This window comes from Acidicapsa borealis (assembly GCF_059115245.1).
The window spans coordinates 5,762,505-5,789,311 of sequence record NZ_JCACNY010000001.1 but is presented as its reverse complement, the minus strand read 5'-3'; the positions used below and the strand labels follow the sequence as shown (position 1 = coordinate 5,789,311).

General features: G+C 60.1%; 16 protein-coding genes. 8 read left to right on the top strand and 8 right to left on the bottom strand.

All coding sequences use genetic code 11. The features are described 5' to 3' along the window. Positions 1–405 precede the first annotated feature (405 nt). From AC5S27_RS23570 to AC5S27_RS23560, 3 genes are all read right to left on the bottom strand, one after another. Positions 406–2,778, bottom strand: a complete 2,373-nt coding sequence (locus tag AC5S27_RS23570; protein WP_493937006.1) for a TonB-dependent receptor — start codon at positions 2,776–2,778, stop codon at positions 406–408. Continuing rightward, entirely contained in the window at positions 2,765–3,268 is a 504-nt protein-coding gene (gene folK, locus AC5S27_RS23565; RefSeq protein WP_493937005.1) for a 2-amino-4-hydroxy-6-hydroxymethyldihydropteridine diphosphokinase, read from the bottom strand. Before folK ends, AC5S27_RS23570 begins: the two co-directional genes overlap by 14 nt. Before the next feature lie 112 nt (positions 3,269–3,380). Next, a complete protein-coding gene (locus AC5S27_RS23560; RefSeq protein WP_493937004.1) occupies positions 3,381–4,460 on the bottom strand; it encodes an acyltransferase family protein in 1,080 nt (359 codons plus the stop codon). A gap of 279 nt (positions 4,461–4,739) precedes the next feature. Here AC5S27_RS23560 and AC5S27_RS23555 point away from each other — a divergent pair, with 279 nt between their 5' ends. After that, positions 4,740–8,327 (top strand): hypothetical protein, encoded by a 3,588-nt coding sequence (locus AC5S27_RS23555; RefSeq protein WP_493937003.1) that lies wholly within the window; start codon positions 4,740–4,742, stop codon positions 8,325–8,327. A gap of 16 nt (positions 8,328–8,343) precedes the next feature. Here the strand turns inward: AC5S27_RS23555 and AC5S27_RS23550 are convergent, their stop codons facing one another. The 4 genes from AC5S27_RS23550 to AC5S27_RS23535 form a co-directional block, all read right to left on the bottom strand. Continuing rightward, entirely contained in the window at positions 8,344–8,673 is a 330-nt protein-coding gene (locus AC5S27_RS23550) for a hypothetical protein (RefSeq protein WP_493937002.1), read from the bottom strand. Next, positions 8,651–8,989: a BrnT family toxin gene (locus tag AC5S27_RS23545; protein ID WP_493937001.1), complete on the bottom strand. Its 339-nt coding sequence runs from the start codon at positions 8,987–8,989 to the stop codon at positions 8,651–8,653. The genes AC5S27_RS23550 and AC5S27_RS23545 overlap by 23 nt, the downstream gene beginning before the upstream one ends. Before the next feature lie 209 nt (positions 8,990–9,198). Further along, complete coding sequence (locus tag AC5S27_RS23540; RefSeq protein WP_493937000.1) at positions 9,199–11,709, bottom strand: endonuclease MutS2; 2,511 nt, start codon at positions 11,707–11,709, stop codon at positions 9,199–9,201. Positions 11,710–11,865: 156 nt separating this feature from the next. Beyond that, on the bottom strand, positions 11,866–12,972 hold the full coding sequence (locus AC5S27_RS23535) for a hypothetical protein (RefSeq protein WP_493936999.1): 1,107 nt from the start codon (positions 12,970–12,972) through the stop codon (positions 11,866–11,868). Between the two features lie 297 nt (positions 12,973–13,269). On the opposite strand from AC5S27_RS23535, the gene AC5S27_RS23530 reads away from it, so the two are divergent. The 7 genes from AC5S27_RS23530 to AC5S27_RS23500 all read left to right on the top strand — a co-directional run bounded on the left by AC5S27_RS23530 (position 13,270) and on the right by AC5S27_RS23500 (position 26,217). Continuing rightward, complete coding sequence (locus AC5S27_RS23530) at positions 13,270–13,752, top strand: hypothetical protein (RefSeq protein ID WP_493936998.1); 483 nt, start codon at positions 13,270–13,272, stop codon at positions 13,750–13,752. 69 nt (positions 13,753–13,821) lie between these two features. Beyond that, complete coding sequence (hemB, locus tag AC5S27_RS23525; protein ID WP_493936997.1) at positions 13,822–14,808, top strand: porphobilinogen synthase; 987 nt, start codon at positions 13,822–13,824, stop codon at positions 14,806–14,808. 44 nt (positions 14,809–14,852) lie between these two features. After that, complete coding sequence (locus AC5S27_RS23520) at positions 14,853–16,802, top strand: CRTAC1 family protein (RefSeq protein WP_493936996.1); 1,950 nt, start codon at positions 14,853–14,855, stop codon at positions 16,800–16,802. A gap of 180 nt (positions 16,803–16,982) precedes the next feature. Then, positions 16,983–18,710 carry a multiheme c-type cytochrome gene (locus AC5S27_RS23515; RefSeq protein ID WP_493936995.1) on the top strand — a complete coding sequence of 576 codons (1,728 nt, stop codon included), beginning with the start codon at positions 16,983–16,985 and terminating at the stop codon, positions 18,708–18,710. Between the two features lie 908 nt (positions 18,711–19,618). After that, on the top strand, positions 19,619–23,290 hold the full coding sequence (locus tag AC5S27_RS23510) for a TonB-dependent receptor domain-containing protein (protein WP_493936994.1): 3,672 nt from the start codon (positions 19,619–19,621) through the stop codon (positions 23,288–23,290). A 110-nt stretch (positions 23,291–23,400) separates the two neighbouring features. After that, on the top strand, positions 23,401–24,483 hold the full coding sequence (locus AC5S27_RS23505; RefSeq protein WP_493936993.1) for a tetratricopeptide repeat protein: 1,083 nt from the start codon (positions 23,401–23,403) through the stop codon (positions 24,481–24,483). Continuing rightward, positions 24,484–26,217, top strand: coding sequence for a tetratricopeptide repeat protein (locus tag AC5S27_RS23500; protein WP_493936992.1), 1,734 nt, complete (start codon positions 24,484–24,486; stop codon positions 26,215–26,217). A gap of 1 nt (position 26,218) precedes the next feature. Here the strand turns inward: AC5S27_RS23500 and AC5S27_RS23495 are convergent, their stop codons facing one another. Further along, complete coding sequence (locus AC5S27_RS23495; protein WP_493936991.1) at positions 26,219–26,656, bottom strand: DUF1761 domain-containing protein; 438 nt, start codon at positions 26,654–26,656, stop codon at positions 26,219–26,221. Between the last annotated feature and the right edge of the window lie 151 nt (positions 26,657–26,807).

The window sequence follows — 26,807 nt, the reverse complement described above, 5'->3', positions numbered from 1 at the left end:
AGTCCAGCGGGTCCGAGGTATCCGGGTCGAGAGAGAAGTGGTCGATGCCGAGGCGGCCGCTGCGTTCGTAATTGGCATTGTTGATCTTGTAACGGTGCGGGGTGGTGCTCGTGAAGGAGAGAGTCAGCGGGATGATTTCGCCGGCGTGATACGTGATCTACGGGGGTGGATCGAGTGACCTGGATATCCGAGGGAGTGGTAGCTGCGGTGCAAGGGTCAGGCTGTTCGGCTTGGGAGATTTGGGTGCTTAAGAGGCACACAAGGGCCGCGACGAGGACAGCAGCCGGGATGGAGAGCTTGGCCATATTCGGGCGAACGTTTCGGGTGATTGTCGGTTGGACTGAGTATCGCGCGGAAGGTTGTTTCTGGTCGAGTGCGAATTCTATGGCGGGCAGAGGAAGGCCGTTAGTTGGCTACGGGACCCAGTTTCAGGCGAAAGCCGATGCGGCCTACGCGCGGCATGCCCTGGGTGAGCAGTGGGGTGCGGCCTACATCGATGGAGCGGTCGAAGAGGTTTTCCCCGGCGGCGAACAGTTCCAGGCGGTTGCCGAATTCGTGAGACGCGTAGGTGTCGAGTTTGAAGTAGCCGCGTAGCAGGTAGGTGTTGGCATCGTCGTCGTACTGACGGCCGGAGACCTTGCCTTGCAGGCTGAGGGTACCGATCTTACGGCGGTAGCCGCTCAGCTGGGCAGTGGCCGTGTTGTGGGCGACCTGGGGAATCCAGTTGCCGACGAGGTTGGGCTGCTGCTTGTACTGCGTCACCGTGGCGTTGGCGTGCTGGTAGCCGGTGGTGAGCGTGATCCAGTGCCAATTGGGGTTGGTTGGCTGGAGCTGAAGGTCGACAGAAACGCCTCGGCTTTCGATCTGGCCGAGGTTTTCGCGCATGAGCTTGATGGGCGATGAGGTTGGATTGATGGTGAGGGCGGTGATGGGGTGGTTGACCTGGGTCCAGAAATAGCTGGTGCGCACCGTCCCCCAGCGTTGCTCCATGGCGATGCCGGTCTCCCAGCCAGTGGCGCGCTCGCTGGACAGAGAGGGGTTCGGTAGTGTGAGCAGGCTGCCTACCTGAGTGGAGCGGTAGAGCTCATTGGGCGTGGGCGCGCGATAGGCGCGAAAGCCGGAGCCGGAGAGCGCGAAGTGTGAACCAAGCTTGCGGGAGATGCCGAGGCGTGGATCGAAGACGTGTTCGCTCAGATGGGGTAGAGGCGTGACGGTGGGTGCGTACTGGAAGCTGTCGAAATTGCTGAACCAGTCGAGGCGAGTTGACCCGCTCACCGTCCAGCCGCTGCCAGTGTAGAGAACTTCGGCATAGGCGCCGGTCTGGCGCTGGCGGTCGGTGATGTTCTGGTAGGAGATGGCGCCGGACTTTGCAATGACCACTTCATCGTCGTGTGCGCGGACGTCATGGGTGTCGGCGCCGAAGATGGCCAGGAAATGCGGCCCGAAGGGCTGGCTCCAGTGGAAGACCGCACCCATCTCGTCGTCGGGGGTCTTGGCAAAGCGGTTCAGCTTTTCGGAGTTGCGGTCGGCGGCGATGGTGGAGAAGGTCTGGCGGTAGTGCTCGGTGGAGCCGTAGGCGCGGAGAACGACAGTGCTGCTGTTTCGAAATACTGTCGGCCCGCTCCAGTCCGCTCCGGAGGCGAAGCGAAAGAGGCGGGTACCGTTCGTCGTGACGGGAGTGCCGTTGTTGCGTGCTTCGTTCATGCCGTTGCCGCGGAGGAAGAGGCGCAGGTTGCCCTGCTGGTGGTCGACGAGGACGAGGCCATTCTGGGCGTGGACGTTGGAGTTGATATCGACCAGGCCACGCGAGGCGGGGTTGAGCTGGATGAAACCGTCGGTGCCGAGGGCTCCGCCGGTGGCGAGAGCGCCCCAGTGGCCGCGTCGGCCTTCGAGCAGCAAGCTGTCCTCGTAGGTGCCCAGACCACCGTAGCTGGACTTGAGCACGATCTGGTTGTCTTCGGGACGGATGGGAATGACGTTGACCACGCCGCCGATGGCTGAAGAGCCGTAGAGGTCGCTGGCGCCTCCGCGGACGAGTTCAACGGAGCGGATGGCGAGCTCGGGCATCTCTTCCCAGTGGATCCAGCCGCCGAAGGCATCGTTGAGCGGGACGTCATCCTGTGTGACGAGGGTGCGGCTGGCGGAAGTTGACCCGAGGCCGCGCAGGCTGAGGCCCTGCGACGAGGGATTGGCGACCAGAGAACTCGACCGACGGAAGGTTTCCACGCCGGGGACGAGACGGAGCTGGCCGTCGAGGGTGATGGCTCCCGCGGAGCGGAGGTCTGTGGTGGTGAGGACGCGGGTGCTGACCGGGCTTTCGAGGTCGCCGAGCGGGGTGCGATAAGCGGTGATGCTGACCGACTGGCGGCTGCCGGCTACCTGCAGGACGATTGGTCCGGGGGAAGTCCAGTTGACGTCGCGGCTGGCGAATCCATTGGCTTCGACTAGAACGGGGCATGGTGCCGGGCAATTCAGGGTCAGGCGGCCGTCTGCGTCCGTGGTGCCTTGAAGGTCGCTGGTAGAGTGGCGGACGTGGGCTCCGGCGATCGGCTTGCCCTTGCTGTCCGTGACCTGATTGGAGACCGGGTTGGGTGCAGTATTGGCGTCCGGGGCCGACTGGTACGCGGCAGCTCGCGAAGCAAATGGGCAGGCCACAAGCGCAGAGGCTAGAAAAACGGCGGAGATTCGGGCAGCCGGGCCCATGAAGATGCTGCGCTTCCGGGCGCGGGGCGCGGAGAGCGACAGATCGACGCACGGGCTGGAGTTAGCGTCCGCCATTGATGGGTTCCTCTTTCAATTGTGTCAGGTCGTTCACTAATTGTGACACGGATCGACCTGTTTGGGGGTGGATAAGCCCGGGTGCGATGTCCTGAAGCGGGACTAGGACGAAGGCGCGCTCGGTCATGCGCGGGTGCGGCAACTGGAGATCTGGTGTGTTGAGAATGCGGTCGCCGTAGAGCAGCAGGTCGAGGTCGAGGGTGCGCGGGCCATTGAGGATGCCGTGGGTGCGGTCACGTCCAAAGTCGCGTTCGATGGCAAGCAGGCGGTCGAGCAGGGCTTCAGGTTCGAGGTGGGTTTCGAGGGCTGCGGCGGCATTGAGGAAGCTGGGCTGGTCGGCGTAACCTACCGGCGCGGTTTCGTAATACGGGGAACGCGCGAGTACGGTGCCCAGCTCGCCAAGGCGCACGAGAGCGGCATCCAGGGTTTGAGCGGGTGTGCCGGCAGGGCTGGAGAGGTTGCTGCCGAGGGCGATGTAGGCGGTCTGCATACACGTCTAGGATACGACCCGTATCGTACGCGGATGCGACGACTCAGCACCGGAAGCGATCCTGCGGCCGGGGATCGAGGCCGTGGGTGTCACGAAGTTGGCATTCCGGCCACTATTTGACGGCGGGTTCGGCGAACTCGACGGATTTTCTCCGGCCGCCAAAGTTGCGGTTGAGAAAACGGACGGTCGGGCGTTCTGCGTAGAGATGGATGAGAACGGCGACGGCTATGGAGAGGGAAACCCCGAGGAGCGCTCCCGTAGCAGTGTCGCGCTTCAGCCAGTGAATATGCGAACCAAAGAAACGGTCGATCGAATATTCGCAGTAGGGGTGGAGGAGATAGAGGATGTAGCTGGCGTCGCCAATGAGAACGAGCCATTTGGCTTTGGTGTCCCAGCCGCCCTGCGAGAGCAGGCTGCCGGAGGCGACGAGGAGGAAAGAGGGCACTCCCAACATCTGAACGCGATAAAAGTAACGGCCGGCCTCGGGAAACGTGTACCAGGCCTGTATCGCGATGAGAAAGAGGCCGCTGGCTATGCAGACCAAGAGCGCGGGTAAGCGCAGGCTGCGGGCACGCTGATCCTCGATCGCGCGGCAAAGGTAGTACGCAAGGATGCCGAGAAGGAATTCGAGAACGACGTCCCGGCTATAGAAACTGGCGAGGACACTCCGGCCAGCAAACGGGAGGCATGCAAGGACAGTGGCCAGCACCAGGCCTCCGCCGACCCAGACCGCGCGGCGTTTTGAGATGAGGAGCCCGATGGCGAGCGCGAGATAGAAGAACATCTCGTAGTTAAGGCTCCAGCCAATGAACAGCAGAGGTTGAACGATGCCGCTGCCCTTAGTGAAGGGGATGAAGAACAAGCTCTTCAAAAGGTCCAGGAGATTCGCGCGGGTTGAGCCCATCAGCTGGGGAATGCGAAGAGCGACCAGGAAGAGCAGGATTGTGAAAAACCAGTAAGGCGGAACAATGCGGATAACGCGACGCCGGAAGAAGAAGTCGCTCGAAGAATCACTCTCGGGGTCGAGAATGCGGGCCATGATGTAGCCGCTTATGACGAAGAAAACATCCACTCCGAAGGAACCGAAAGGGTGCATTGTCGGGAAGGCAAAGCCAGTGTGGAAGAGCACAACAATCACAGCGGCGAAAGCGCGAAGCACTTGGATGTTATTGAGCTTGGTCGTTGTCTTCATGGCAATGGGGAGCTGAGATGAGGAAATCGGAGAAACTCAAACGGGAGAGCTATTGCTGCACGCCTTCCGACTTAAACATAGCATCCGGCAGTGAAATGCTGTCCCGGATTCTTGTGTTGCAGTCTGGCGGAGACGTGGTTTAATCGTTGCGAGTTTTTCTTTCTTTTTCGGGGAACCCCAAGCGCGTCTGCGGGTTCGCTGCATTTTCCCCATGCAAATTGGCTGAAGTGATTCCGGAATGAAGTTGCGCCTTCAGGTGCGAGCTGGATTGGAGTAGCTATGAGCGTTGAAGTTCATCACGGGGCCCCGGAGCCGAATGCGATGTATTGCAAACGGCTGGCAGATATCGCGTTTCCGATCCTGCTTGCGGAGCGAGGTCTGCATGGCCACCATGCTCCGAAAGTGACCATCGGGGACAAGGAATTCGACGCGGAGGAGTTTCGTGCAGAACTGCAGTTGAATCCCAAACTGCAGCAGCGCCTCGCGGTGAAGACCAGCTATACGCCGAGCAAGTGGCTTCTGGAACAGGAGATGGAAGCACGCAACAGCTGGTCGGAAGAGAAAGGTGATGTCTACCGGGCGGTCGCCGAGCAGGAGAACCGTCTGGTGGGCGTGTGCCTGTCGGGCGGCGGTATTCGCAGCGCGACCTTCAATCTTGGAGTGCTGCAGGCGATTTCCCAACTGGGGCTGCTGCCGCATGTCGATTATCTGTCTTCCGTCTCCGGCGGCGGATACATTCACGAGTTTCTTGCCGGTTGGATCTTGCGCGATCCGGACGGGCGCGATGGTGTTATCCGTAAGATGATTCCGCAGGCCGAGCCGGATTGTCTGCCGGTGTCGCCTGAGCCTATCAAATGGCTGGTTCGGTATGCGAGTTACCTGACGCCGAAGAAGGGAATCTTCTCGGCTGATACCTGGACGATGATTGCGATCTGGTTGCGCAACACGATCCTGAATCAGATACCGATCCTTACTGCGTTTGCGTCGTTGTTCTTCCTGGTTCACTTGTTGACGCTGTCGCCGGTAAGAGGCACCAAGTGGGGAGAGTTCTCGCATTCCGGCAGGTTCTGGACCATGATGGGCTGGGCTGGAGTTGTGGTAGGGGTGTGGGCTTTCTGGTCTCTTTATCGACTTGGGAGAAATCTATATCTTCAGACCTATATCTCCGAAGATGAGGTTAAGCAGAAGAAGGAATACAAGCTTCGCGAGAAGATATTGGTGTCGCAATTGCTCACCAACCGTGGAGTTCAGCTGCACGTGATTCTTCCATGGCTTGCGACTTCTGTATGGCTCAGCTATTGGTCGCAGTTCCCTTTCGATCAGCGGGTGATGTTGAACCTCGCGCCGCCGGTACTGGCGTGTGTGATGGTGCTGATTGCAGTGCTGCTGGTGATCTATGCAGGCGACGCGTTTGGTGCATTTGTGGCGCTCGAGCCGGATGCGCGCGGCTTTAAGAGAACCTGGGCGCGGCTGCTGATTTGTCTCGCGGGTTTGAGCGCATCTACTGTGGCCTGTGCGATGGGGTTTGGCTATGTTTTCGGAAGCTGGTGGGTGGCAAAGTTTCTGAGCGGTCAGATCGGCACGCTAGGCCCGCTCCATCATGAATGCGTGATCGATCCCTGGCGCATTCAGCTTACATTCTTGCCGGGCATGCTGTTGAGCGTTCCTCACGTGGCCATTGAGCTGACCCTGGGCCTTCTGGGCCGGGATTATTCCGAGACGCGCAGAGAGTGGCTGGCGCGAATGCGGGCCTGGTCGCTGCTGTATGCGCTGCTGTGGACAAGCGGCGTTGGCGTGGTGCTGCTGGGGCCATACCTCGGCTATTGGCTTGCGGGCAAAGGGCCGGCATGGGTGTATTCGGCTGCGGTGACATTTTTCGCTGCGCATGGTACGACGGTGCTGGCAGGGTGGAGCGGCAAGGGGGATGGCAAACCAACCGACAAGGGCATCTTTGGAATCAAGCCGATGGACTTCCTGGCCCTGGTTGCCTCTCCGATCGCAATCGGGGGATTGCTGCTGGTGGTCTCCTACGGCGTGTCTGTAACCGTGGATGGGCTTGCCGACACGATCGCAAGACGGCACCTGCATTGGGAGCAGTTTGCGTTGGCGGATCTGATGCTGGCGGCCGGGACGATGGCCATCGCGGCGCTGTTTGGGTGGCGGGTGGACATTAATGAGTTCTCGATGCAATCGTTCTACCGCAACCGGCTCACGCGCTGCTATCTGGGGGCGACGCTTCGAGATCGCGAGCCTGATCCTTTCACCGGTTTCGATGACCGGACGAAGGTGACGCGAAAGAATATCCGCGAGCAGACGATTCCGCCGCGTGTAGCCGATCTGCTGCCGGATCGCTTTAATCGCCATGAGCATCGCGACGGCGAGTACCAGGGGCCGTTTCCGATCTTCTGCACCACGCTCAACCTGACCACGGGCGAAGACCTGGCAACGCAGGAGCGCAAGGGAACAAGCTTTGCGTTTACGCCACTCTACTCGGGCTATAGCGTGTCGTGGACCGAGGGCAAGAGTAGCGAAGTGAGCTTCAACGGCTTCGTCCCAACCAAGGACTTTGCCTATCGTCAGGGCGGCATTCACTTGGATACGGCAGTGGCGGTTTCGGGAGCGGCGCTGAATCCGAACATGGGCTACAACAGCAACCCCGCGCTGGCATTCCTGATGACGTTTTTCAACGTTCGCCTGGGATGGTGGATCACCAACCCGCGCATGAAGCACCGATGGCGCGCGAAGCGCAACCGGCCTACGCCAAAGTTTCCTGGATTGTGGTTGCTTCAGGAGCTGTTCGGCGCGGTCAATGATGCCTCGCAATACGTGAATTTGAGTGATGGCGGGCACTTTGAAAACATGGGCCTGTACGAGCTTGTCCGGCGCCGTTGCAGTTACATTATCGTGTGCGATGCCGAAGCCGATGCGGATATGAAATTCGAGGGGATGGGTACGGCGATTGCCAAGTGCCGCACCGACTTTGGCGCGGACATCGATCTTGATCTGCGACCACTGGAGCGGGATGAAAAGACAGGTTTCAGCAGCGTGCACTGCGTGGTGGGTACGATCCGGTATCCGCACCCGCCGGCGGATGGATTAGGCGAAGCCGGGAACGTCACGGCCCTGCGAGAATGTGGTTGCCTGGGCGCTTCCGGGGGCGACCCGTATACCGGAGTGATCGTCTACATGAAATCTTCGCTGGTGGGCGATGAGTCAGCGGATTTGCTGGCGTATAAGCTGCGGCATGACGTGTTTCCGCATGATATGACCGGCAACCAATGGTTCACTGAAACGCAGTTTGAGAGCTATCGCAGGCTTGGGCATCATATCGCCATGTCGACCATCCAGCCGGCGCTCTCGCCCGAGCGGGATAAGGTCACGCATCGCGATGAGGTCGATAAATTGTTTGGGCGGATGTATGCGATCTGGTACCCGCGCACTCCGGAGATGGAAGCACATCTTGCGGCCCACTTGAGCCGGTACGAGAGCATCTTGAGCGAATTGCGTTCACGGCCAGAACTGGTGGGCCTGGAGGCGCGGCTGAACGATGAGCGCGGTCTGGAGGAATGCGACCAGGTCGAGTGGAATGCTCCGCAGAACCCGGCCAACAGTCATGATTTCTCAATGCAGTTTGCCAATGCTGTGCTGGAGTTCATGTACACGGTGTATACGAATCTGCTGCTGGCGTTTCCGGATAACCAGACTTCACCGCATGCCGACTGGTGGATTTGCCTGTTCCGCCGCTGGTGCCGCGTGACACTGGTACAAAAGGCGTGGCTGCAGCATGTGCCGATGTTCCCCGCGGAGTTCCGGCTGTTCGCGCGGCGGGAGTTGAAACTGCCCGCGCGGATGCCGTATGTAGAGTAGTCGACGAGGCTGCTGGCTAAGTGCTGGAGGCCTCAGCTTTGAGCAGAGCCTCATGGATGATCATCTTTAGATAGGTCTGGTAGCGCAAACCGCGCTTGGCCGCCTGAACGCGTGCCTTGGCGATATCGTCGGGATCAAGGCGGATGGTGGTGCTTGGGATTGGCTGCGGCTGTTGAGGCGGAAGCGTGATACCCCGCTCTGCCAGCAGGCGTTGTACGCCTCCCCTACGCAGGCGGCCTTCTTTAGCAGCTTTCTGGAACTCGTCGGAGAGCATTTCCCGGTTGTCGTACCACCACTTGGCTTCTTCTGCCTCGGAGTCAAATTTAGGAACTACCGCCGTTGTCATTCCATCCTGCTTTCATTTTCAGATAGGTCAGCTTGTCGCGCTTCTCGGGCTCGAACGAAGTTACAACTCGGATTTTCTTGCCACGCATAGTAATGACGACAATCAAGACCCGCCCGCGATTGGTTTCTCCGAGGTAGGTCCATCGGTCTTCCCATTTTGAATCTGCGTCAAATCCGAATTCCAAAGGGTCATTGAGAATAACTTCCTCGGCTTCCTCAGGCGCTACGGAGTGTACGGCGATGTGACTGATGTTATGTCTGTCCCAATCAAAAGAAAGCATAGGAACAGGTTCGGAGTCCTCAGGTGGTGTGGGCATGGTCTCTCCAACCTATCAGCAAAAAGCTGAATTTTGGCTGTCGAGGCCGAGCGGAACTTCCCTTTCGGAAGCCACACGGAAGCTCTACTGGACGACATTTGCGGCTAGCTCCGATCCTCCGGATGGCACCGTTAGGAGTTCCGTCTTGGTGTTCGGATAGCCGATCTTCTAACTAAGATCATCGTAGCTACGTTGCAGCTATTTTGCAACTACTGCCTTAGGTCGGCGATAGTGGCGCCTGCTCCGCCTTCCTGATGCGTGGGCTCTTCGATTTTGGCGATGTGGGGGTGGGTGCGCAGATATTCGCGGAGGGCGCGGCGGAGTATGCCCATGCCGGTGCCGTGGATGACGCGGATTCTGGGCAGGCCGGCGAGGAAGGCCTGGTCGAGATACTTTTCTAACTCGCTGGTGGCTTCGTCTACCGTACGGCCGATCAGGTTGATCTCGCTGCGCATGTTTTCTGAGCCGCTGCTGGTGACGGTGACGCGAACGCCCTTCTGACGCGCAACGGCGTCCAACGGCTTTTCACTGATAAGCGGCTTACCTGCCGGGGCGACGACTTCGGCGATATCGTCGCGCTTGATGCGCATCTTGAGCGCGCCGAGGGCGACTTCGTAGAGGTCTTTTTCGACCTGGCGGGCGACGGTGCCGATCTTGTTCATGCTCTTGATGCGGACTTGGTCGCCGATGCCGATGTGCTTGACCAGGTGCGGCTGGGCGTTGGGGTCTCCCTGGTCGGCGCCGTGCCTGTGCGCGACTACTGTCGAGTTGAACTGCTGCTCGAAGTCGCGGCGTAGCTGCTGGATGCGGCGTTCGGACTCCTTCGACAGCTTGAGCTGTCCGGCGCGGTCTTCAATGGCCTGAACGGTCTGGCGCATCTGGTATTCGAAGTCTTTGAGGAGCGAGGCGAGCTTCTGCTCCAGCTCTTTGGTGCGGCGCTTGAGTTCTAGGTCGCCTTCACGGGCGAGCTTGGCGCGCTCCTGGTTGAGGGCGTACTTCTCTTCGCGGGCAGCTTTACGCTCGGCTTCGAGAGTCGTGAGCTGGGTTTGCAGGTTCTGGAGGAAACGGCCGATGTCGGCCTGCTGCGTGCCCATGCGGTCGCGAGCCGCGGTGACGATAGTGGGGTTGAGGCCGAGGCGCTCGGCAGTAGCGATGCCTGCGGAGGCTCCGGGGACGCCCAGGCGGAGCTGATAGTTGGGAACGAGAGTTGTTTCGTCTACGCCAGCGGCTGCGTTGATGACCCCGGGAGTGTTGACCGCGTAGATCTTCAAGCTGGTGTGATGCGTGCTGATGAGCGACCAGGCTTCGGTGTGGCGGAAGTACTCAGCGACCGCGACCGCGAGGGCCGAACCTTCGTCGGGGTCGGTGGCGGAGCCTAGTTCGTCGAGCAGAATGAGGCTGTTCGGTCCTGCGAGATGCGAGATACGGTCCAGATTGACGATGTGCGCGCTGAATGTCGAGAGCGCCTGCTCGATCGACTGCGCGTCGCCGATGTCGGCGAGAAACGCGTCGAAGATGGGCAGCGTCGCGTGGGCGGCGGGCACGGGAATGCCGGACTGGGCCATCAGTGTGCACAGGGCGGTGGTCTTGAGGGTGACGGTTTTGCCGCCGGTGTTGGGGCCGCTGATGATGAGCTGGCGGGCTTCGGACTTGAGTTCCAAAGTGAAGGGAATGATCTGGCCGCCGCTGGCTTTCAGGCGCTTTTCGAGGAGCGGGTGGCGGGCGGATTCGAGGCGGAACAGCTCCGTCGAGAAGATTGGGCGTGTGCAGTCATAGGCGATGCCGAAGCGGGCGCGGGCTTGCAGCGTGTCGACAACGGCGAGTACGCGGGCTCCGGCGACGAGCGCTTCGGAATGCGTGCCGACAAGGCGGGTGAGCGCGATGAAGATGTGGTGGATCTCGGCCTGCTCTTCTTCGAGGAGGCGGACGAGCTCGTTGTTCTGCTCGATGGTTTCGAGCGGCTCGACGTAAACCGTTTGCCCGGACGAACTGGCTCCGTGGACCACGCCTGAGACACGGCGCTTCTGCTCGGCTTTGACGGGGATGACGAAGCGGTCACCGCGGATAGTGATGAGGTCGTCCTGGGTCTGGCTTTCGGCGGAGAGGCGGCGCAGGGCGGAGCGCAGGGACTCCTCGATGACGCGCTGCTGGCGGATCTGTTCGCTGCGAATGCGTGAGAGCTCCGGGCTAGCGTCGTCGGCGAGCGAGCCGTCTGGGAGGAGCTTGCGCTGGATGGCTTCGGCGAGCGGTGCGAGAGACTGCGTCAGTTCCGCGCTCAAGTCGAGCAGGCCCTGGATCTGGATGTTGGCGGGTGGGTTCCTGAGCAGCGATTGCCAGGCGGCGATGTCGTTGGCGAGGTGGGCTACAGCCTGCAGTTCTCCTGGCTCGAGGGCGGCTTCCGGAATCCGGGATTTCGCGGCGAGCTGGGTCGGGTCGATGAGACCGCCAAGCGGGATCGAAGCGGACGAGTTGAGCAGCTGGCGGAGCTCGGCGGTGAGCTGGTGCTGCTGTTCGATCCATGGCTGATCGGCGGAAGGCCGCAGGGAAAGGATTGCCTCGCGGCCAACGCGGGAGGTGGCGTAGTAGCCGACCAGGGCCAGCAGAGGGTGCCACTCGAGTGCTGTGGCGTCGAGGTGGTGGGCGGGCGCGGGTACAGCGTCCAGTAAGCCTTCGGATTGTGGGTGAAGCTGCGAATCAAGGAGAGCGCTGGGCGTTGCCATGTTGATTTCCCTGTCTTGTTTCATGGTAGCTTGCATTGGGTAATCAGGGTTGACAGCGGCAGCAACGGGTCCGGGGCTGAGAGCTTTTGGCTCTACCCCTGTGCAGCTGCCTGGAGGCTATGCCCCGGCGGACTGCGGGTTCAGTTTTCGGAGGCTCTACGGGATGGCGATGGGGGCTTCCATCTGCTGAGGGACGCCGTCGATGAGCAGCGGCTTGAACTTCAGAGTCAGGGCGCGGGATACGGCTGCGTCCTGCAGGTTATAGTGGTCAGCGCTGTTACGGTACGCTTCCCGAACTTTGCCGGTGCGGTCGGTGCGGATGTAGATGGTTCTCGGCGCTGGATTTCGAGTGCTCGAGCTGGCCGGGAGAAGGGGGCTCGCCAGCAGTGATTCGGCGGCTTGCCGGGAGACGAGGGTGGTCCGAATCTGGTTAGCGGGAAGTGTGAACTCGTGCGCTTTGAGAAGCGGTTCATCGGCCGCGGGCAGCGGTTCGAGTACCGCGATGTGGCCACGCAACAGCAGGTTTACCGGCAGATCGTTGACCAGGGTGCGCGGTACGAGTTGGGTGCCGAATGGGGCGAAGTCGTCATAGGACACGTAGCGGCTGTAGGTGATGCCGCTGGAAAGGCGCGGCTCTGGCCCCTCGAAGCAGACCTGGGTCATAGCGGTTTCGTCCGCCGTGCTGTCCGGGCTGGCGGCTAGAACCGCGCCGGAACCATCACCATCGGTTGGTGCGGGATGTGTGATGCAGGCGCGGGAAGTGGGGCCGATGGGAATCGTTCCCGGCACGCTGGCCAACGTCGCTGCTTTTGGGGCAGGGTCGAATAAGCCGTCGACGAAGTTCTGTATCCAACGTGGATAGAAGTTGCCGGTGTTGTGTTCTTCGACAACTCTGCCGTTCACGATGCGGGTCTGGCTGAAGTTAGGGGAACGGATGACGGTACGGTAGGTGATCGGGTTCATCCAGAAGACTTCAACCTGGCCTTGCATCTCAGCCCGCATCTGGGTCTGCATCTGCGTTTCATGCGCGGCCGCAGGCGGTGGAGAGATCTTGAGAATCAGATGGAAAGGCCTGTCACTCTGCGTCAGCGCGCTCAGATGCAGCGCGCGATCAAGCGCGACGTCATTCGCCAAAGTCTTAGTGCCGGTGGAAAAGAACCGGTCGATAAGTTGACTATCTAAGTGAGCGTTGGAGCAGCCGCAGAGCGCGGTGAGCGCGAGAGTCGCGCTGCTCAGGCCAGTGATGAAGGCGGCGCGGCGCATGCCGGGATGCTAGCATCGCGAGTTATCGGCTGGATATGAGTTACTTCTAACTTAATAGTACCTATCTCTGTGTTACCCCCGGTTTCTGACCTTAGACTGCGAGGCTCAGTATTGGAAGCAGGGATTACAACCTGAAGCGTGCGAGTCGTGCGAACCGAACGGGAACAAGGCAACTGCTGGATACGTATAGATGAGGGAATACGTTGTCGATTGGAGGCGCGTATGTATTGCAATGGCTGTGGACAGGCATTGGTAGCAGGTCAGGGATTTTGTCCGCGATGCGGGCGGGCGGCAGGGATGGGTCGTCCACCGGTGGGTGGCCCTGGCCCAGGTAGCCAGTTTGCTCCGTACTTCGCGCCACCGATTGCCTTTATCGAACGGCGGATTAACGCGCTGGCTACGGGATGGACGGTCTATGCCGCGCTCGTCGCACTTTTCAGCTTGATGGGACTGGCCTTCGCACATGCCGTCCTCCATGGACACACGAGTTGGTTCGGCGACGGGTATGGACCGGGGTTCGGGCACCACTTCTGGCACGGGCCGGGTATGCCGATGTTCTGGTTTCGCTTTGCCTGGATGGCAGCCATGCTGAAGGCTGGCCTGGCGCTCGCTGCCGGGCTGGGGCTGAGGCGCAAGACGACCTGGGGCCGTCCGGTGGCGATTCTGGCAGGGTGCGTGGCGCTGTTCAGCTTTCCGTTTGGGACGGCGTTGGGGATCTGGACTCTGGTCGTGCTGGTGAGCGCGCAGAATGCGGCTGGGTACCAGGCGATGGCGCGGTAAAAACAGGGAACAGGGATCAGGGAACAGGGATTAGCCGAAGGCGCTTTCGTCCGGATTTAGAATCTAGGGATGGACTTTCCTTTGATTCGAATGCGGCGGATGCGGCGTACTGAGGCGCTCCGGTCGCTGGTGCGAGAGACCCGGCTGGAGCCGGGGCAGTTGATCTACCCTCTGTTTCTTTGCCCCGGTGAGGGTGTGCGGCGGGAGATCAGTTCGATGCCCGGAGTCTTCAACCTAAGCGTGGACGAGGCCGTGAAGGAAGCTGAAGAGGCTGCCGGGCTTGGGCTGGGCGGCCTCCTGTTGTTTGGCCTGCCGGCTACCAAGGACGCCGAGGCTTCGGGAGCGTGGGACGACGCAGGCATTGTCCAGACCGGGCTGCGCGCGCTGAAGGCGACTGCGGCGGCGAAGAAGCTGGTGATGATTGCCGACGTTTGCCTGTGCGAGTACACCGATCACGGCCATTGCGGGATTGTCGCCGAGACGGCGGCGGGTTTTGAGGTGGAGAACGACGCTTCGATCGACCTGCTGGGCCGAACGGCGGCAAGCCTGGCCAAGGCTGGCGCGGACATCGTCGCCCCCAGCGACATGATGGATGGCCGGGTGGCGGAGATTCGCCGGGCGCTGGATGAGGACGGGCTGGAGCAGACGCCGATTCTCAGCTACGCCTCGAAGTTTGCCTCGGCGTTTTACGGACCGTTTCGCGAAGCGGCGGATTCTGCGCCGCAGTTTGGCGACCGGCGCAGCTACCAGATGGATGGCGCGAATGTCCGCGAGGCGATGCGGGAGATTGAGCTGGATCTGGCTGAGGGCGCGGACATGATCCTGATGAAGCCGGCGATGCCGTATCTGGATGTGATCCGTGCGGCGCGGGACCGGTTCGATGTGCCGATGGGCGCGTACCAGGTTTCGGGTGAGTACTCAATGTTGCAAGCGGCGTTTGCCAAGGGCTGGCTGGAGCCGGAGCGAGCGATGCTGGAGTCGTTGGTAGGCATCCGGCGGGCGGGCGCGGATTTTATCGTGACTTATTTTGCCAAGGACGCTGCGCGGGTGCTGTAACTTCTCCGCGGCCGATATCTCCACCTTTGGTTGGAAACCAGTCCATGTGCCCGGAGTCTATACTTCGGGACGTGGGTTGGGAGTGGGATTTGGCCTGGTCAGTACCTGGATTTTCTCGTCGTGGATTCTTGAAGTCGCTATCGCGGACGGCACTCGTGCTGTCCCTGGAAGATGTATTGCAGTTGGCGCGGCCTGCGCTTGGCCAGTCTCCGGCACAGGCCTCTGCGCCGCAGCAAAGCAAGCCTGCTTCGGGGATGGACCGGCCTGCGTATGATGTGCAGCCGAAGGCGGTGGCGCTGAATTCTCCGATTGCCGGGACGCCGCTGGGACTGAGTTTTGTGGATGTAGCGAAAACCGCCGGGCTCACCTCCAAGACCATCTACGGCGGCGAGCACAAGAACAAATATCTGCTGGAAACGACCGGCTGCGGCGTAGCCTTCTTCGACTATGACCAGGACGACTGGCTGGATATCTTTCTGGTCAATGGCTGGCGCCTGGAGGGCTTTCCCAAGGGCCAGGAGCCTGTCTGCCATTTATTCAAGAACAATCGCGACGGTACATTTACCGATGTTACGGCCAAGTCGGGGCTGGGCCGTTCCGGGTGGGGGCAGGGTTGCTGCGTCGGCGACTATAACAACGATGGTTGGAATGACTTATTCGTCAGTTACTACGGGCAGAATTCGCTCTATCGCAACAACGGGGATGGGACGTTCAAAGATGTAACCAAGGAAGCCGGGCTGCTGCAGGATAAGTTGCGGTGGAACTCAGGCTGCGCCTTTCTTGATTATGACAAGGATGGGCATCTCGATCTCTTTGTCGGCAACTATATCGACTTCGACGTGAAGACGGCTCCGCTACCGGAGGATGCAGGCTGCGCGTACAAGGGTATTCAGGTGGCATGCGGACCGCCCGGGCTGCTGGGAGGAAAGAACATTCTCTATCGCAACAATGGCGATGGAACCTTCAAAGATGTAAGCCAGAAGGCCGGCATGTGGGACACGATCGGGACGTATGCCTTGTCGGTTGCGATCGGCGATATCGATAACGATGGCTGGCCGGATATCTATGTGGCCAACGATTCGACGGCGGCAACTTACTACCAGAATCAGAAGGACGGAACCTTTAAGGATGTAGCCATCGAGTCGGGCATTGCGTATTCTCCGGATGGTAAGCCGCAGGCGGGCATGGGCGTTTCCTTGGGGGATTTCAACCGCGATGGATTGGTGGATATCGTTAAGACGAACTTCGCCGGAGATACAGATTCTCTCTATCTCAACTTAGGCGACGGGACGTTCGAGGATCACACCTACTTATCTGGTCTCGGCATCAACACGCGCTATCTGGGCTGGGGCGTTGGGTTTCTGGATATGGACAACGATGGCTGGCTGGATATCCTGATCTCCAACGGCCATGTCTATCCCGAGGTGGACGGAACGCACATCGACGCTCCCTATGCGGAGCATAAGTATCTCTATCGCAATCTGCGCAATGGGCAATTTGAAGAAGTCACCAAGGTTGGTGGACCGGGCATTAACAACCCTGCAGCGGCGCGGGGTTGCGCATTCGGCGACTTCGACAACGATGGCGATGTGGATGTCGTTGTGAACTGCATGAACAGCGGGCCGCAGCTGTTGCGCTGCGATACGACAGGTTTAGTGAAGAGCCGCAACTGGATCAAGATTCGTACCGTGGGCACTAAGAGCAACCGGTCCGGTATTGGCGCACGGCTGACTCTTACCGCGCAGACCGATCCCAAGGCGGCCAAGCCGATGGTGCAGATCGAGGAAGTTCGCTCGGGAGGAAGTTACTATTCGCAGAACGATCTCCGCGTGCATTTCGGACTTGATCAAGCCAAGAAGGTCGACAGTCTGGAGATCAAATGGCCTTCTGGGGCGATCGACATCCTGAAGGACCTGGATGTAAATCAGCTCTACGTCATCCAGGAAGGCGGAAAGATCGTAAAGCGAGATAGCTTTGAAAAGAAGAAGGCATAGATAAGATTCTGGGTCGGCAATCGCTATTACGCAGTATTCTGCGTGATTTGACTTCGGTGAAATCAGAGGGCTTGTGCCTGGAACTTGTTCGCAGTCGGGCGCGTCTCAAAATCCAGCACGATAATGACGGCGGCGGCTGAGGGGGCGCAAGTTCTGGTTCGGTTAGGCAATTGGTTCGTGATGTGCGGGATTGCTTGCCTGCTGGGAATGGCGGGGCTGCTGATAGCTGATCGAAGGCTGCCTGCCGTTGCCGCGGGTGCTTCTGCGTCTCATGCGCAGGCTGGGGCCGCCACGGCCGATCCCAATGCTGCTTGCGCCGGTTGCCATCGCGCGATTTACGACCGCTACCGTTCAACGCCGATGGCCCACGCCAGCGGTGGGCCCGCAGACGGATTTCTGCCGGCTCGATTCACCCATGACGTTTCCGGCGTCTCGTACCGGATCGAGCAATTCGACGGGCGCGTCTGGCTGGACTTTGAGCGGGACGAGCCGGCTCGCGAGCTGAAGGGCCGCCGCGAGCTGAAGTACTTTCTCGGATCAGGCACACGTGGCAGGACGTATCTCTTCGAAGACCAGGGTTACTGGTTCGAAATCCCGATCAACTGGTACGCCAAAAAACAGATCTGGGATATGGCGCCCAACTACCAGCAGGCGCGGGAGATGCCGCTGGCGCTGCCCGTCGACCCGGGATGCCTGCGCTGCCATGCTTCCGGGGCACAGCCATCTCTGGCTGAAGCGCGCAACAAGTATGCGTCAGTGCCGTTCACGGAGGGCGGCATCACATGTACTGCCTGCCACGGCGATGCCTCAGCGCATGTGACTTCCGGCGGTCGCACCGCGATGCTGAAGCTCGCGCAGCTGGAGCCAGTACGTCGCGATTCGATATGCCTCAGTTGTCATCTGGAGGGACAGGAGGCTGTAGTTCATGCAGGCAAACGTCTGGTCGACTTCCGGCCGGGACAGAGCATCTTCGACTACGCCAGCTTTTTTGTGCGAGACGCGGGCCGGGCAGACCAGCGGGCGACGAGCCAGTGGGAGGCTTTGCTCCAGAGTGGCTGCAGGCGCGGAGCGGGTGACAAGCTAACCTGTACGAGTTGTCACGATCCACATCAATCAACGGCTGCGATGCGGGCGGAGGAGCGCATTTCCTACTACCGGGAGCGGTGTCTGTCGTGCCACGACCCGGGCGCGGCGAGCGAAAAGGCCGGCACTGGGTTCGCAGCGACCCACCATGTAGAGAATCCCGATTGCGCATCCTGCCACATGCCGCGCGCGACGGCCAATGATATCGCTCATGAGCAGGTGACCGATCACCGCATCCCCCGGCTTCCTGGTGGAAAGACGGATCGTGCGCGCGCCACGCCCGGAACCGGCGCGCTGGTTGCAGTCGGAGACGGAAGGGGGCAACTGGTTACCCCAAATCCGCGCAACCTCGGACTGGCCTATGCGCAGGCTGCGCTCAAGGGGGATGCGACGGCAGCGGCGCAAGCCCGATCCTTGCTGAACGGGGCGGAGGGGGCAGCAGGCGCGGATGGAGATTCTGAGCTCCACCGGCAGCTAGGGTTCCTGGACCAGGTCGCCGGCGACAGAGAAGGCGCGACGCGGGAATATGGGTTGGCGCTGGCAGCTAATCCGGACGACGCCCTCGCGGCTGGGAACCTGGCTTTGTTGAAGGCCGCAGACCGGCACTATGGTGCTGCTGCCGAGCTCTTGCAAAGAGCGTTTCAGGACGACCCGGTGCAGCTGCAGGCGGGGCGAAACCTTGCCCTGGTCCAGTGCGGGCTTGGCAGGAAAGAGGCCGCGCTGGGGACTCTCGAGCGTCTCCTCGAGTTTTCGCCCGACGACGGGCTGGCACGGGAATTGCAACGGGAGATCCGGTCCGGGCGGCATGGGTGCGGCGCCAAGTAGAAACTGTTGTCTCAAATGTCATACTACGTGAGCGCCGGAATTCCCCATTTGAAACAGTGCGGAGCGCAGAATTTCCATCACAAGCGCCGGCGGATAGAGCGGCGATACTACGATCCCGCGTTCCGCCAGAATCAAAAAGTGGGGGTAAGGGCGGCCGTTCAGCAGAAGTAAAGGCTTTTACTGACCCTGCAGGTAACCAACGCAGTGACCGACTGAACCATGGCGTGGGCGTAGTTTCACTCTAGACAAGGCCGGATCGCCTACGAGCAAACGTTATGACATATACAGGTCAATCAAGAATCAAATGTCTAACATAGAGGGGGCACACTGGGAGGCGCTTAAGGTGTATTGAAGGTGTTAAAGCGCTGCTGCGCAAGACCGGGTAAGCGCGGAAAGTTCACTAAACCGCTTACTATCTGTTGTTTTCCAGAAAACGTGTTCTCGGAATCGGACCGCGGACCCGCTTGAAAACGCTTTCAGCCTTTGACATTACGTATTTATGATCCGTTTCGAACCAGATACCAAATTTCCTCAACCAAAAGATTGACAGTTGTTGTTTGTTTCCACTATTGTTCGGCGGTGTTCTGAAGTGTCTTTTTTGTACGCCTCAGTGTGAACCCAACTGACGCGAGTACTTCGGGTAGTACGTCAAAGATCGATTCCGGGGCATGATAGCTCGACGGGAATGGATGTTTTTAAGAGCGGGCGTGGCCAACGGGGCCAGGACTCGCCGCAATTGTCCGCTGGCAGGAGAGGTTTCGAGAAGCTTCGGTAGCACGGCGCAGGAGTTCTGATTTCCAGTTGTAACGGAAGCAGGAACCGCGACCCGTTGACCGGGGATCATCAGGCCAAACAGGCCAAGGGCAAGGAATTCAATCCGCAGGGATTGCACAATTTTAGGAGACCGCATGACTAAGAACTTGCGGGCAGCGTACGCTCTGGCACTCCTCGCCATCGTATGCCTGCTCACTAACGCACCCGCGCACGCCCAAGCGGTTTACGGATCGATCTTTGGGACAGTGACGGATAATTCCGGGGCAGTCGTTCCAGGCGCCACGGTGACGGTGACCAGTGAAGGTAAGGGCACCTCAACTTCCGTAGTCTCCAATGGATCCGGCGACTATTCGGCAACCCACTTGATCCCGGATGTTTACGACGTCAAGATTGAGATCAAGGGCTTCAAGACCTCCGTAACCAAAGGTGTGCAGGTACAAGCGGACACTTCGCCGCGCATCGACGTGGCATTGGAAGTGGCCGGTACCGGTGCGCAGACGGTTGAAGTCAACGCGGACAGTGTTCCAGTCCTGAAGACCGACCGTGCCGATGTTTCGACGGTTTTCAACCAGCAGGAAGTCTCGGATCTACCAGTCGGCGATCAGAATTTCACCAATCTTCAGCTTCTCCTGCCTGGCGCACAGCTGCTGGGCTGGTCGCATGCCGCTGACGAAAATCCGCAGGCGTCGAAGCAGATTCAGATCGATGGTCAAGCCTTCGGTGGCGTCGCGTACGAACTCGACGGTACTGACAATCAGGATCCAATCCTAGGAATCGTCGTCGTGAATCCGTCGATGGACTCAATCACCGAAACCAAGATCACCACGCAGAATTTCGACGCGGAAATGGGCAAGGCAGTCTCGGCGGTCATGGCCGTGCAGACCAAGTCTGGATCCAACCGCTTTCATGGCAGCGCTTATGATTTCCGGACAACAAACGCATTCCTCGCGCGTGAGCCGTTCTCGCAGGGATCTCCCGGTGCAGTGCCTCCAGGTATCAAGAACAAGTTCGGCGGATCGGTGGGTGGCCCTATTATCCGGGATCGGCTCTTCTTCTTTGGCAGCTATGAAGGCCAGCGTCAGAAGGTCGGGACTTCCGAAGTTGATACCCTCCCATCGCCACTGCTCGCGAACACCTGCCTCGGCACCACCACGGGCCCTGGAGGAATCGCCGGTTGCGATTTCAGTGAATACCTCGCCAACCTGCCTGGTGGCCAAGGGCAGATCTACGACAATCGTTCCGGCACTTCGGTTCCGTTCGCCAAGAATGTCATCCCTGCGGATCTCGTTTCCACTCAGTGGAAAAATGTGCTGACCACACTGCTCCCATACATCAACGCGGAGTCGGGCGGTGGTCTCGGCGGCTTGGACTCGAACTACAAGGCCAGCGGCACTGGCGGCTTCAACAGCAATCTCTGGGCAGTTCGCGTCGACGACACGATCTCCCAGAAGGCGAACGCCTTTGTCCGCTTCTCTCGCTGGACCAACACCCTCAACGGCGGCCAGTTGTATAACGGTCTTGGCGGTCGCGGGTTCGGTATCGGTGGCTACGGTGGTAACTCGACCAGCGCAGACGACAGCGTGGCAGCGGGTACCGACTATGTATTCAGCCCGACTTTGATCGCAGATCTTCGTCTTGGCTACCTTCGCTACAACATCATCGATTCAAAGAACGATCAGACGACTGCCCCGGCATCAGGTCTTGGATTTTCCGGCCTGAATACCGGTAACACCACAACCGGCGGACTGCCGCAGTTTCAGCCCGATACTCTTGCTGGTGGCAACACCCAGCCGGAGTGGGGCGACGGTCTCAATGTGAGCCGTTGCAACTGCCCGCTGATTGAGCGAGAGGACCAGTTCCAGATCGTCAACAACTGGACCAAGACCATCGGGAACCACGCCATCAAAGTCGGCGGGGATCTTCGCTATGGCCGCAACCTGCGTGTGCCTTCTGATACCAACCGTACCGGTATCCTCAACTTCAGCAAGGGACCGACCTCTAACAATGGCTCCAACGGTCTTGGATTCGCAACCTTCGCCCTGGGCGATGTGGCAACGTTCCAGCGGTATGTTTCGACCTCCACGAACGCCAAGGAGTTCCAGAAGCGCACGTTCTTCTATGGGCAGGACACGTGGCGTGCCAGCAGCAAGTTGACCCTCAACCTGGGCGTTCGCTGGGAGTACTACTTCCCGGAAACCGTCAATGGCGCGGGTCAGGGCTCCCTCCTCAACCTGCACGATGGATACCTGCACATCGCCGGAGTCGGTGGGATCGGCACCAACATGGACTGGGCAGCGAAGAAGAGCCGGCAGTTCGAGCCGCGCATCGGCATCGCCTACCAGATCAATGAAAAGACCGTTATCCGCACGGGCTACGGACGCAGCTTTGATATCGGCGTCTTCGGCTCCATCTTCGGGCATACGGCTACCCAGAACCTTCCAGTCCTGGCAAACCAGAGCCTGTCGAACGCTGCAGACTCGACAACCGGTGTGGCCTTCTGCATCGGCGCGAACTCAGACAATCCGGGTTGCGCCGGCGGAGCAAACGTGTCCGGCAGCACTTGGGTCGCTGGCACCGGCGGTCCCGTTCCGTACGTGGCGCCCGCAGTTCCATCGAACGGACTTCTCCCGAACCCGGGATCGGACGTTAGCTCCAAGGCAAGGCAGAATCCGCTTCGCTTCCCCACGCTCGATGCATGGAACCTCAGCATGCAGCGCGCTCTAACTCCGACACTTGCTCTCACCATCGCCTACGTCGGTAACAAGGGTACGAACACTCTGAGCGACGGCGACGGCAACAGCACCAACCCCAACGAAGCGGCGATCAATCTGCCTGCCACCTACTCGGCGTACGGTCAGAACTTCACAATTCCACAGCCTCTTCATTGGGATCCGAGAAAGCCTGGATCTCCGGGGATGACTGCCGGGGCAACAGGCAACCAGAATGCACTGCAGCGGTACTACGGCGGAGCACTGCCGGCGTGCGGAGGTCCTTGCGGCTGGACGCAGGGTATTCAGCTCAACGGAGACGACCAAAACACGAATTTCAACGCATTGCAGGTAACACTGGCTCAGCAGCAGTGGAAGGGACTCGCCGCCACGGCTAACTATCAGTGGGCAAGTGCCTTTGATGAATCCAATGGTTACGCTACATGGAGCAAGCGTGTTGCGTACGGTCGGGATAGCAACGTTCGGCAAAACTCGTTCACTGCCTACGGCAGCTACCAGCTTCCCATCGGCAAGGGTAAGATGTTCCTGACCGGCGCCAATCGGGCTGAGGAGCTTTTGCTGGGCGGTTTCGAGATTTCGAGCACAATGAACATCTCGAGCGGGCTGCCTTTCACCCCAACCATCAACTGCACGTTCTCTTACATTGATGGAGATGGAAACCAGCAGACGGCGAGTGACTTGCCTGGATCGGCACCATGCTATCCAAACAAGTCTCCATCGGGTGCTCGCCTGAAGACTGGGCTGACTAACTTCGACGCGACGCATCAGAATCGGACCTTCTTCCAAGCACAAACCCTTGGTCCCATCTTCACGGATGCGGGTCTGGATAATATCGGCAACAATGGACGGAACACCTATTGGGGGCCTGGCTTCTACAACGTCGATCTATCGGTGCAGAAGACCTTTGCCGTCTGGGAAAAGGTAGGGGTCAAGGCGCGTGCGGATGCGTACAACGCCGTGAATCACATCAATCCCGGCAACCCGCAGTCGAACGTGTTGTCTGCCGGAACGATCACTGGCGAAGCGCCTGGGCCGGGACCACGGTACCTGGAGCTCTCGGTCAAGATCACCTTCTAACCTGTTCCAATGCAGTAACCACCGGTGGGGAGCTTCGGCTCCCCACTTGCTTTTGTTGGGCATAGACTGGGTTGGGTGACGGAATGCGGTCAATTGGAATTGCCTGTTTGATGATCGTGCTGGTTCCGGCTGGGTTGGCCCAGAGTGGAGCACCCGTTTCTGAGGCTGCTCCGGCGGTCTCGCTGTCGGCTGCGCAGGCGTTGGCAGCCAAGGGCCGCCTGGATCAGGCGATGGTCGAGCTGGATGCGTTGGCGAAGACCACTCCAGAGCAGGCGGGGGTGGAGCGGTTGCGCGGTGTCATTTTCTATCAGAAAGAGCAGTTACCGGAGGCTGAGGAAGCCTTCACGAAGGCTATGGCACAGGACGGTGCGGACCGGGAGTCGACGGCGATGCTGGGCATCACGCGATACCGGCTGGGACGGCCAGCGGAGGCGATCCCGCTACTCGAAAAGGCGCAGGCTATGAGTGTGCCGATGGGCACGTCGGTAGGCCCGTCTGCTTCGACGCAAGCTAAGGAAGGCGTCGTGGAGAACCCCGGGGATTCTGGACTGAATGTTGAGCCGAAGTACGTGCTGGGGCTTTGCTACACCGACGCCAAGCGCTATGACGATGCACGGCGGGCCTTCGCAGCGCAGTTCGGCTTCGCTGCCGATTCAGCGGAAGCGTATCTGGTAACCGCACGACTGTTTCTCCGGCGAGAGTTCGCCGACGAGGCGGCGCGGTTTGCGCGTAAGGCGGTCGAACTGAATCCATCCTTACCGCTGGCGCACCAGCTGCTTGGGGAGATTGCACTGGCCAAAGCGGACCTGCCAGAAGCGGTCGCCCAGCTTGAAGCGGAGCGGAAGCTCAATCCCCTGAACGGTGCGATGTATGACCGGCTCGGCGATGCGTACGTCCGTAACGGTCAGTTTTCCGAGGCCCGCGTGGCCCTCAACAAGGCCATTCTGCTGGAGCCAAACGCAACTGGGCCATACATCCTGCTCGGCGAGGCACTGATCAAACTGAATGAGCCGATCCAGGCGCTCCATTACCTCACCCGAGCGGCCACCATGGATCCCGGCAACTATGTCACCCACAACGTTCTCGGGCAGGCGTACCGCGCGCTGGGCCGCACGGCAGATGCCAATCGAGAATACAAGCTGGCGGTGGAGATCCAGCACAGGAATGATCCAAAGCCAACGGGGGCGCAATAGATGCTGGTTTTCCGAGTGGCTCTGGCGGTCGCGCTCGCTGGTGGAGGTCTCACCGCGACGGCGCAAGCGAATTCCCCTCAGCATGATACTTCCCAGACAGGCAGCTCTCAGGCGGGTACCTCCCACACCGGTACGGCGTTGCAACGTGCGGATACCGTTTTTCGTGCCGGGTACGCGGCCATGCAAGCCGGCCGGCAGGAAGAGGCGCGGCGGGATTTTGCCGAAGCGGTGCGACTCGCGCCAAAGCTACCCGAAGCACACATGGCGCTCGGTGTAGTGCTAACGCAAATGGGAAGGCAGGCGGATGCGATCCCTGAATTCGAAAAGGCGCTGCAGCTCAAGCCCGGCGATGCGGCAACGATCGGAAATCTCGCTACGGCGCACGAGGCGATGGGCCGTACATCAGCCGGGCAGGGAAAGCTGAATCAGGCTGAGTCGCAGATGCGTACAGCGATTGAACAGCTCGACGGCATGCCGAACTCCGCTGAAACCATGTCGCGCAGGGCAGAACTGATCGACGAACTGGGGTCGGTGCTGGCGCAGCAGAAACGCTGGCCAGAGGCGGAAGAGGCGTTCCGTGGTGCTCTGCAGCTCAATCCTGATCTCGCGGCTGGACATTTGCACCTGGGCGTGGTGTTGGTTGAGCAGAAGAACTTTCAGCCGGGATTGGCCGAGCTGGATAAAGCGGTGCAGATGCTGCCTGCCAGCGCCGTCGCGCAGTTCGAGTTGGGGCGAGCATTGGCCGCTACGGGCAATGATTCGGAGGCAATCTCGCATCTGGAAGAAGCGATCAAGCTGGCTCCGAAGCTGCCCGGAGTAGCACTGGAGCTGGCGATGGCCGTGCAGCGGCAGGGCGACCAGGAACGGTCGATCCCGCTTTTCCAACAGGCGGTTGAAGTTCAACCGAGGAACGTTACGGCGCTCACCAACCTCGGCCTGGCGCTGACGGAAACCGGAAAAGCCAAGGAAGCGGCTCCATTCCTGCAGCGAGCCCTGGCGATAGCTCCCAACGACGTGGTGGTGCACGAGGATATGGGCGTCGCAGAGCTTCAGCAGTCGCACTTTGACGAGGCGATTGCCGAGTTTGAGAAGGCACGGACGCTCGATGCGGACAATCCACAGCTGCATTACGATCTGGGACTCGCCTTCAAATTGAAAGATCGCGTTGACGATGCGGTACGCGAGCTGCAACTTGCAGCAAAGTTCGGTCCAACGCTGCCCGATCCGCCGTATACGCTCGGCATCCTGTATATGCAGACTGGCCGGCTGGCAGAGGCTGCAACGCAACTGCAGGCCGCGCTCGATCTGAAGCCCGGCAACGCAGACGGATGGGCGACGCTGGGCAGTGTCCTCAAGCAGCTGAACAGGCCCGCAGAGGCTGAGGTTGCGCTGCGCAAGGCGGTCGAGCTGCAGGCAGATCAGCCGGGAGCACACATTACCCTGGCGGGTGTTCTCGCGGAACAGGGCAAGACGCAGGAGGCTGCGGCAGAACGCAAGATCGCCGCCAACCTGAGCCGGACGGCGGTCAACCGTCAGCGGGCGATGCTGAGCACCAATGCCGGAAATCAGTCATTGTTGCGCGGCGAGATTGCCGAAGCTGTCGGGCGGTATCTCGAAGCGATTGCAGCCGACCCCGGCTATACCGAGGCGCACCGCCAGCTCGCCGTTGCCTATGAACGCCAAGGGCGGACGGCGGACGCAGCGGCAGAGCGGGCGAAGGCTGAGGCCAAATAGGCTATTGCCAGACGGCGAGCACACCACCGGCGATCAACAGTCCCACCAGCCAATAGCCGGTGTTGATGGCGAAGAGGCTGAAGGGACGGCGCTCGTAAATCCCCTGCGGGAAGTTGGGGGCGAGGAAGAAGCCGAGCCAGCAAAGAAAGCCGACGAAAGCACCGCCGCCGAAGCTGTCCACCCCGGCCCAGGCAACCATATGCCATAGGACGAAGGCCAGCAGAAGATCCCCGACAAGCGAGGAGATCATACCCAGTGCCAGGCCCTTCTTCTTGCCGTCGCGGGCAGCGGTGGGGTCGATGCCAAGCGCTTTCATCCAAGGCTTGACGAACAGCGCTGGCGAGTACCACGTGGCTCCGAGAAACCAGAGGATCAGCGCGGAAGCCCCGATGGCATAGAGATTGATGTGGCTGAGATGGACGATGTGTAACGAATGCATGGATTCCTCCACTTACGAGGTTGCCTGCGGATAACCGGGGAAGGGTGCGCGGTTGTCGAAGTGTGATGACTCTGCGCGAGGCAAAGGTCCGCTGTCAAGAGGATTGATTCTTGTCCGTGACACACACATACCTGCGTTTGGTCCCTCCATT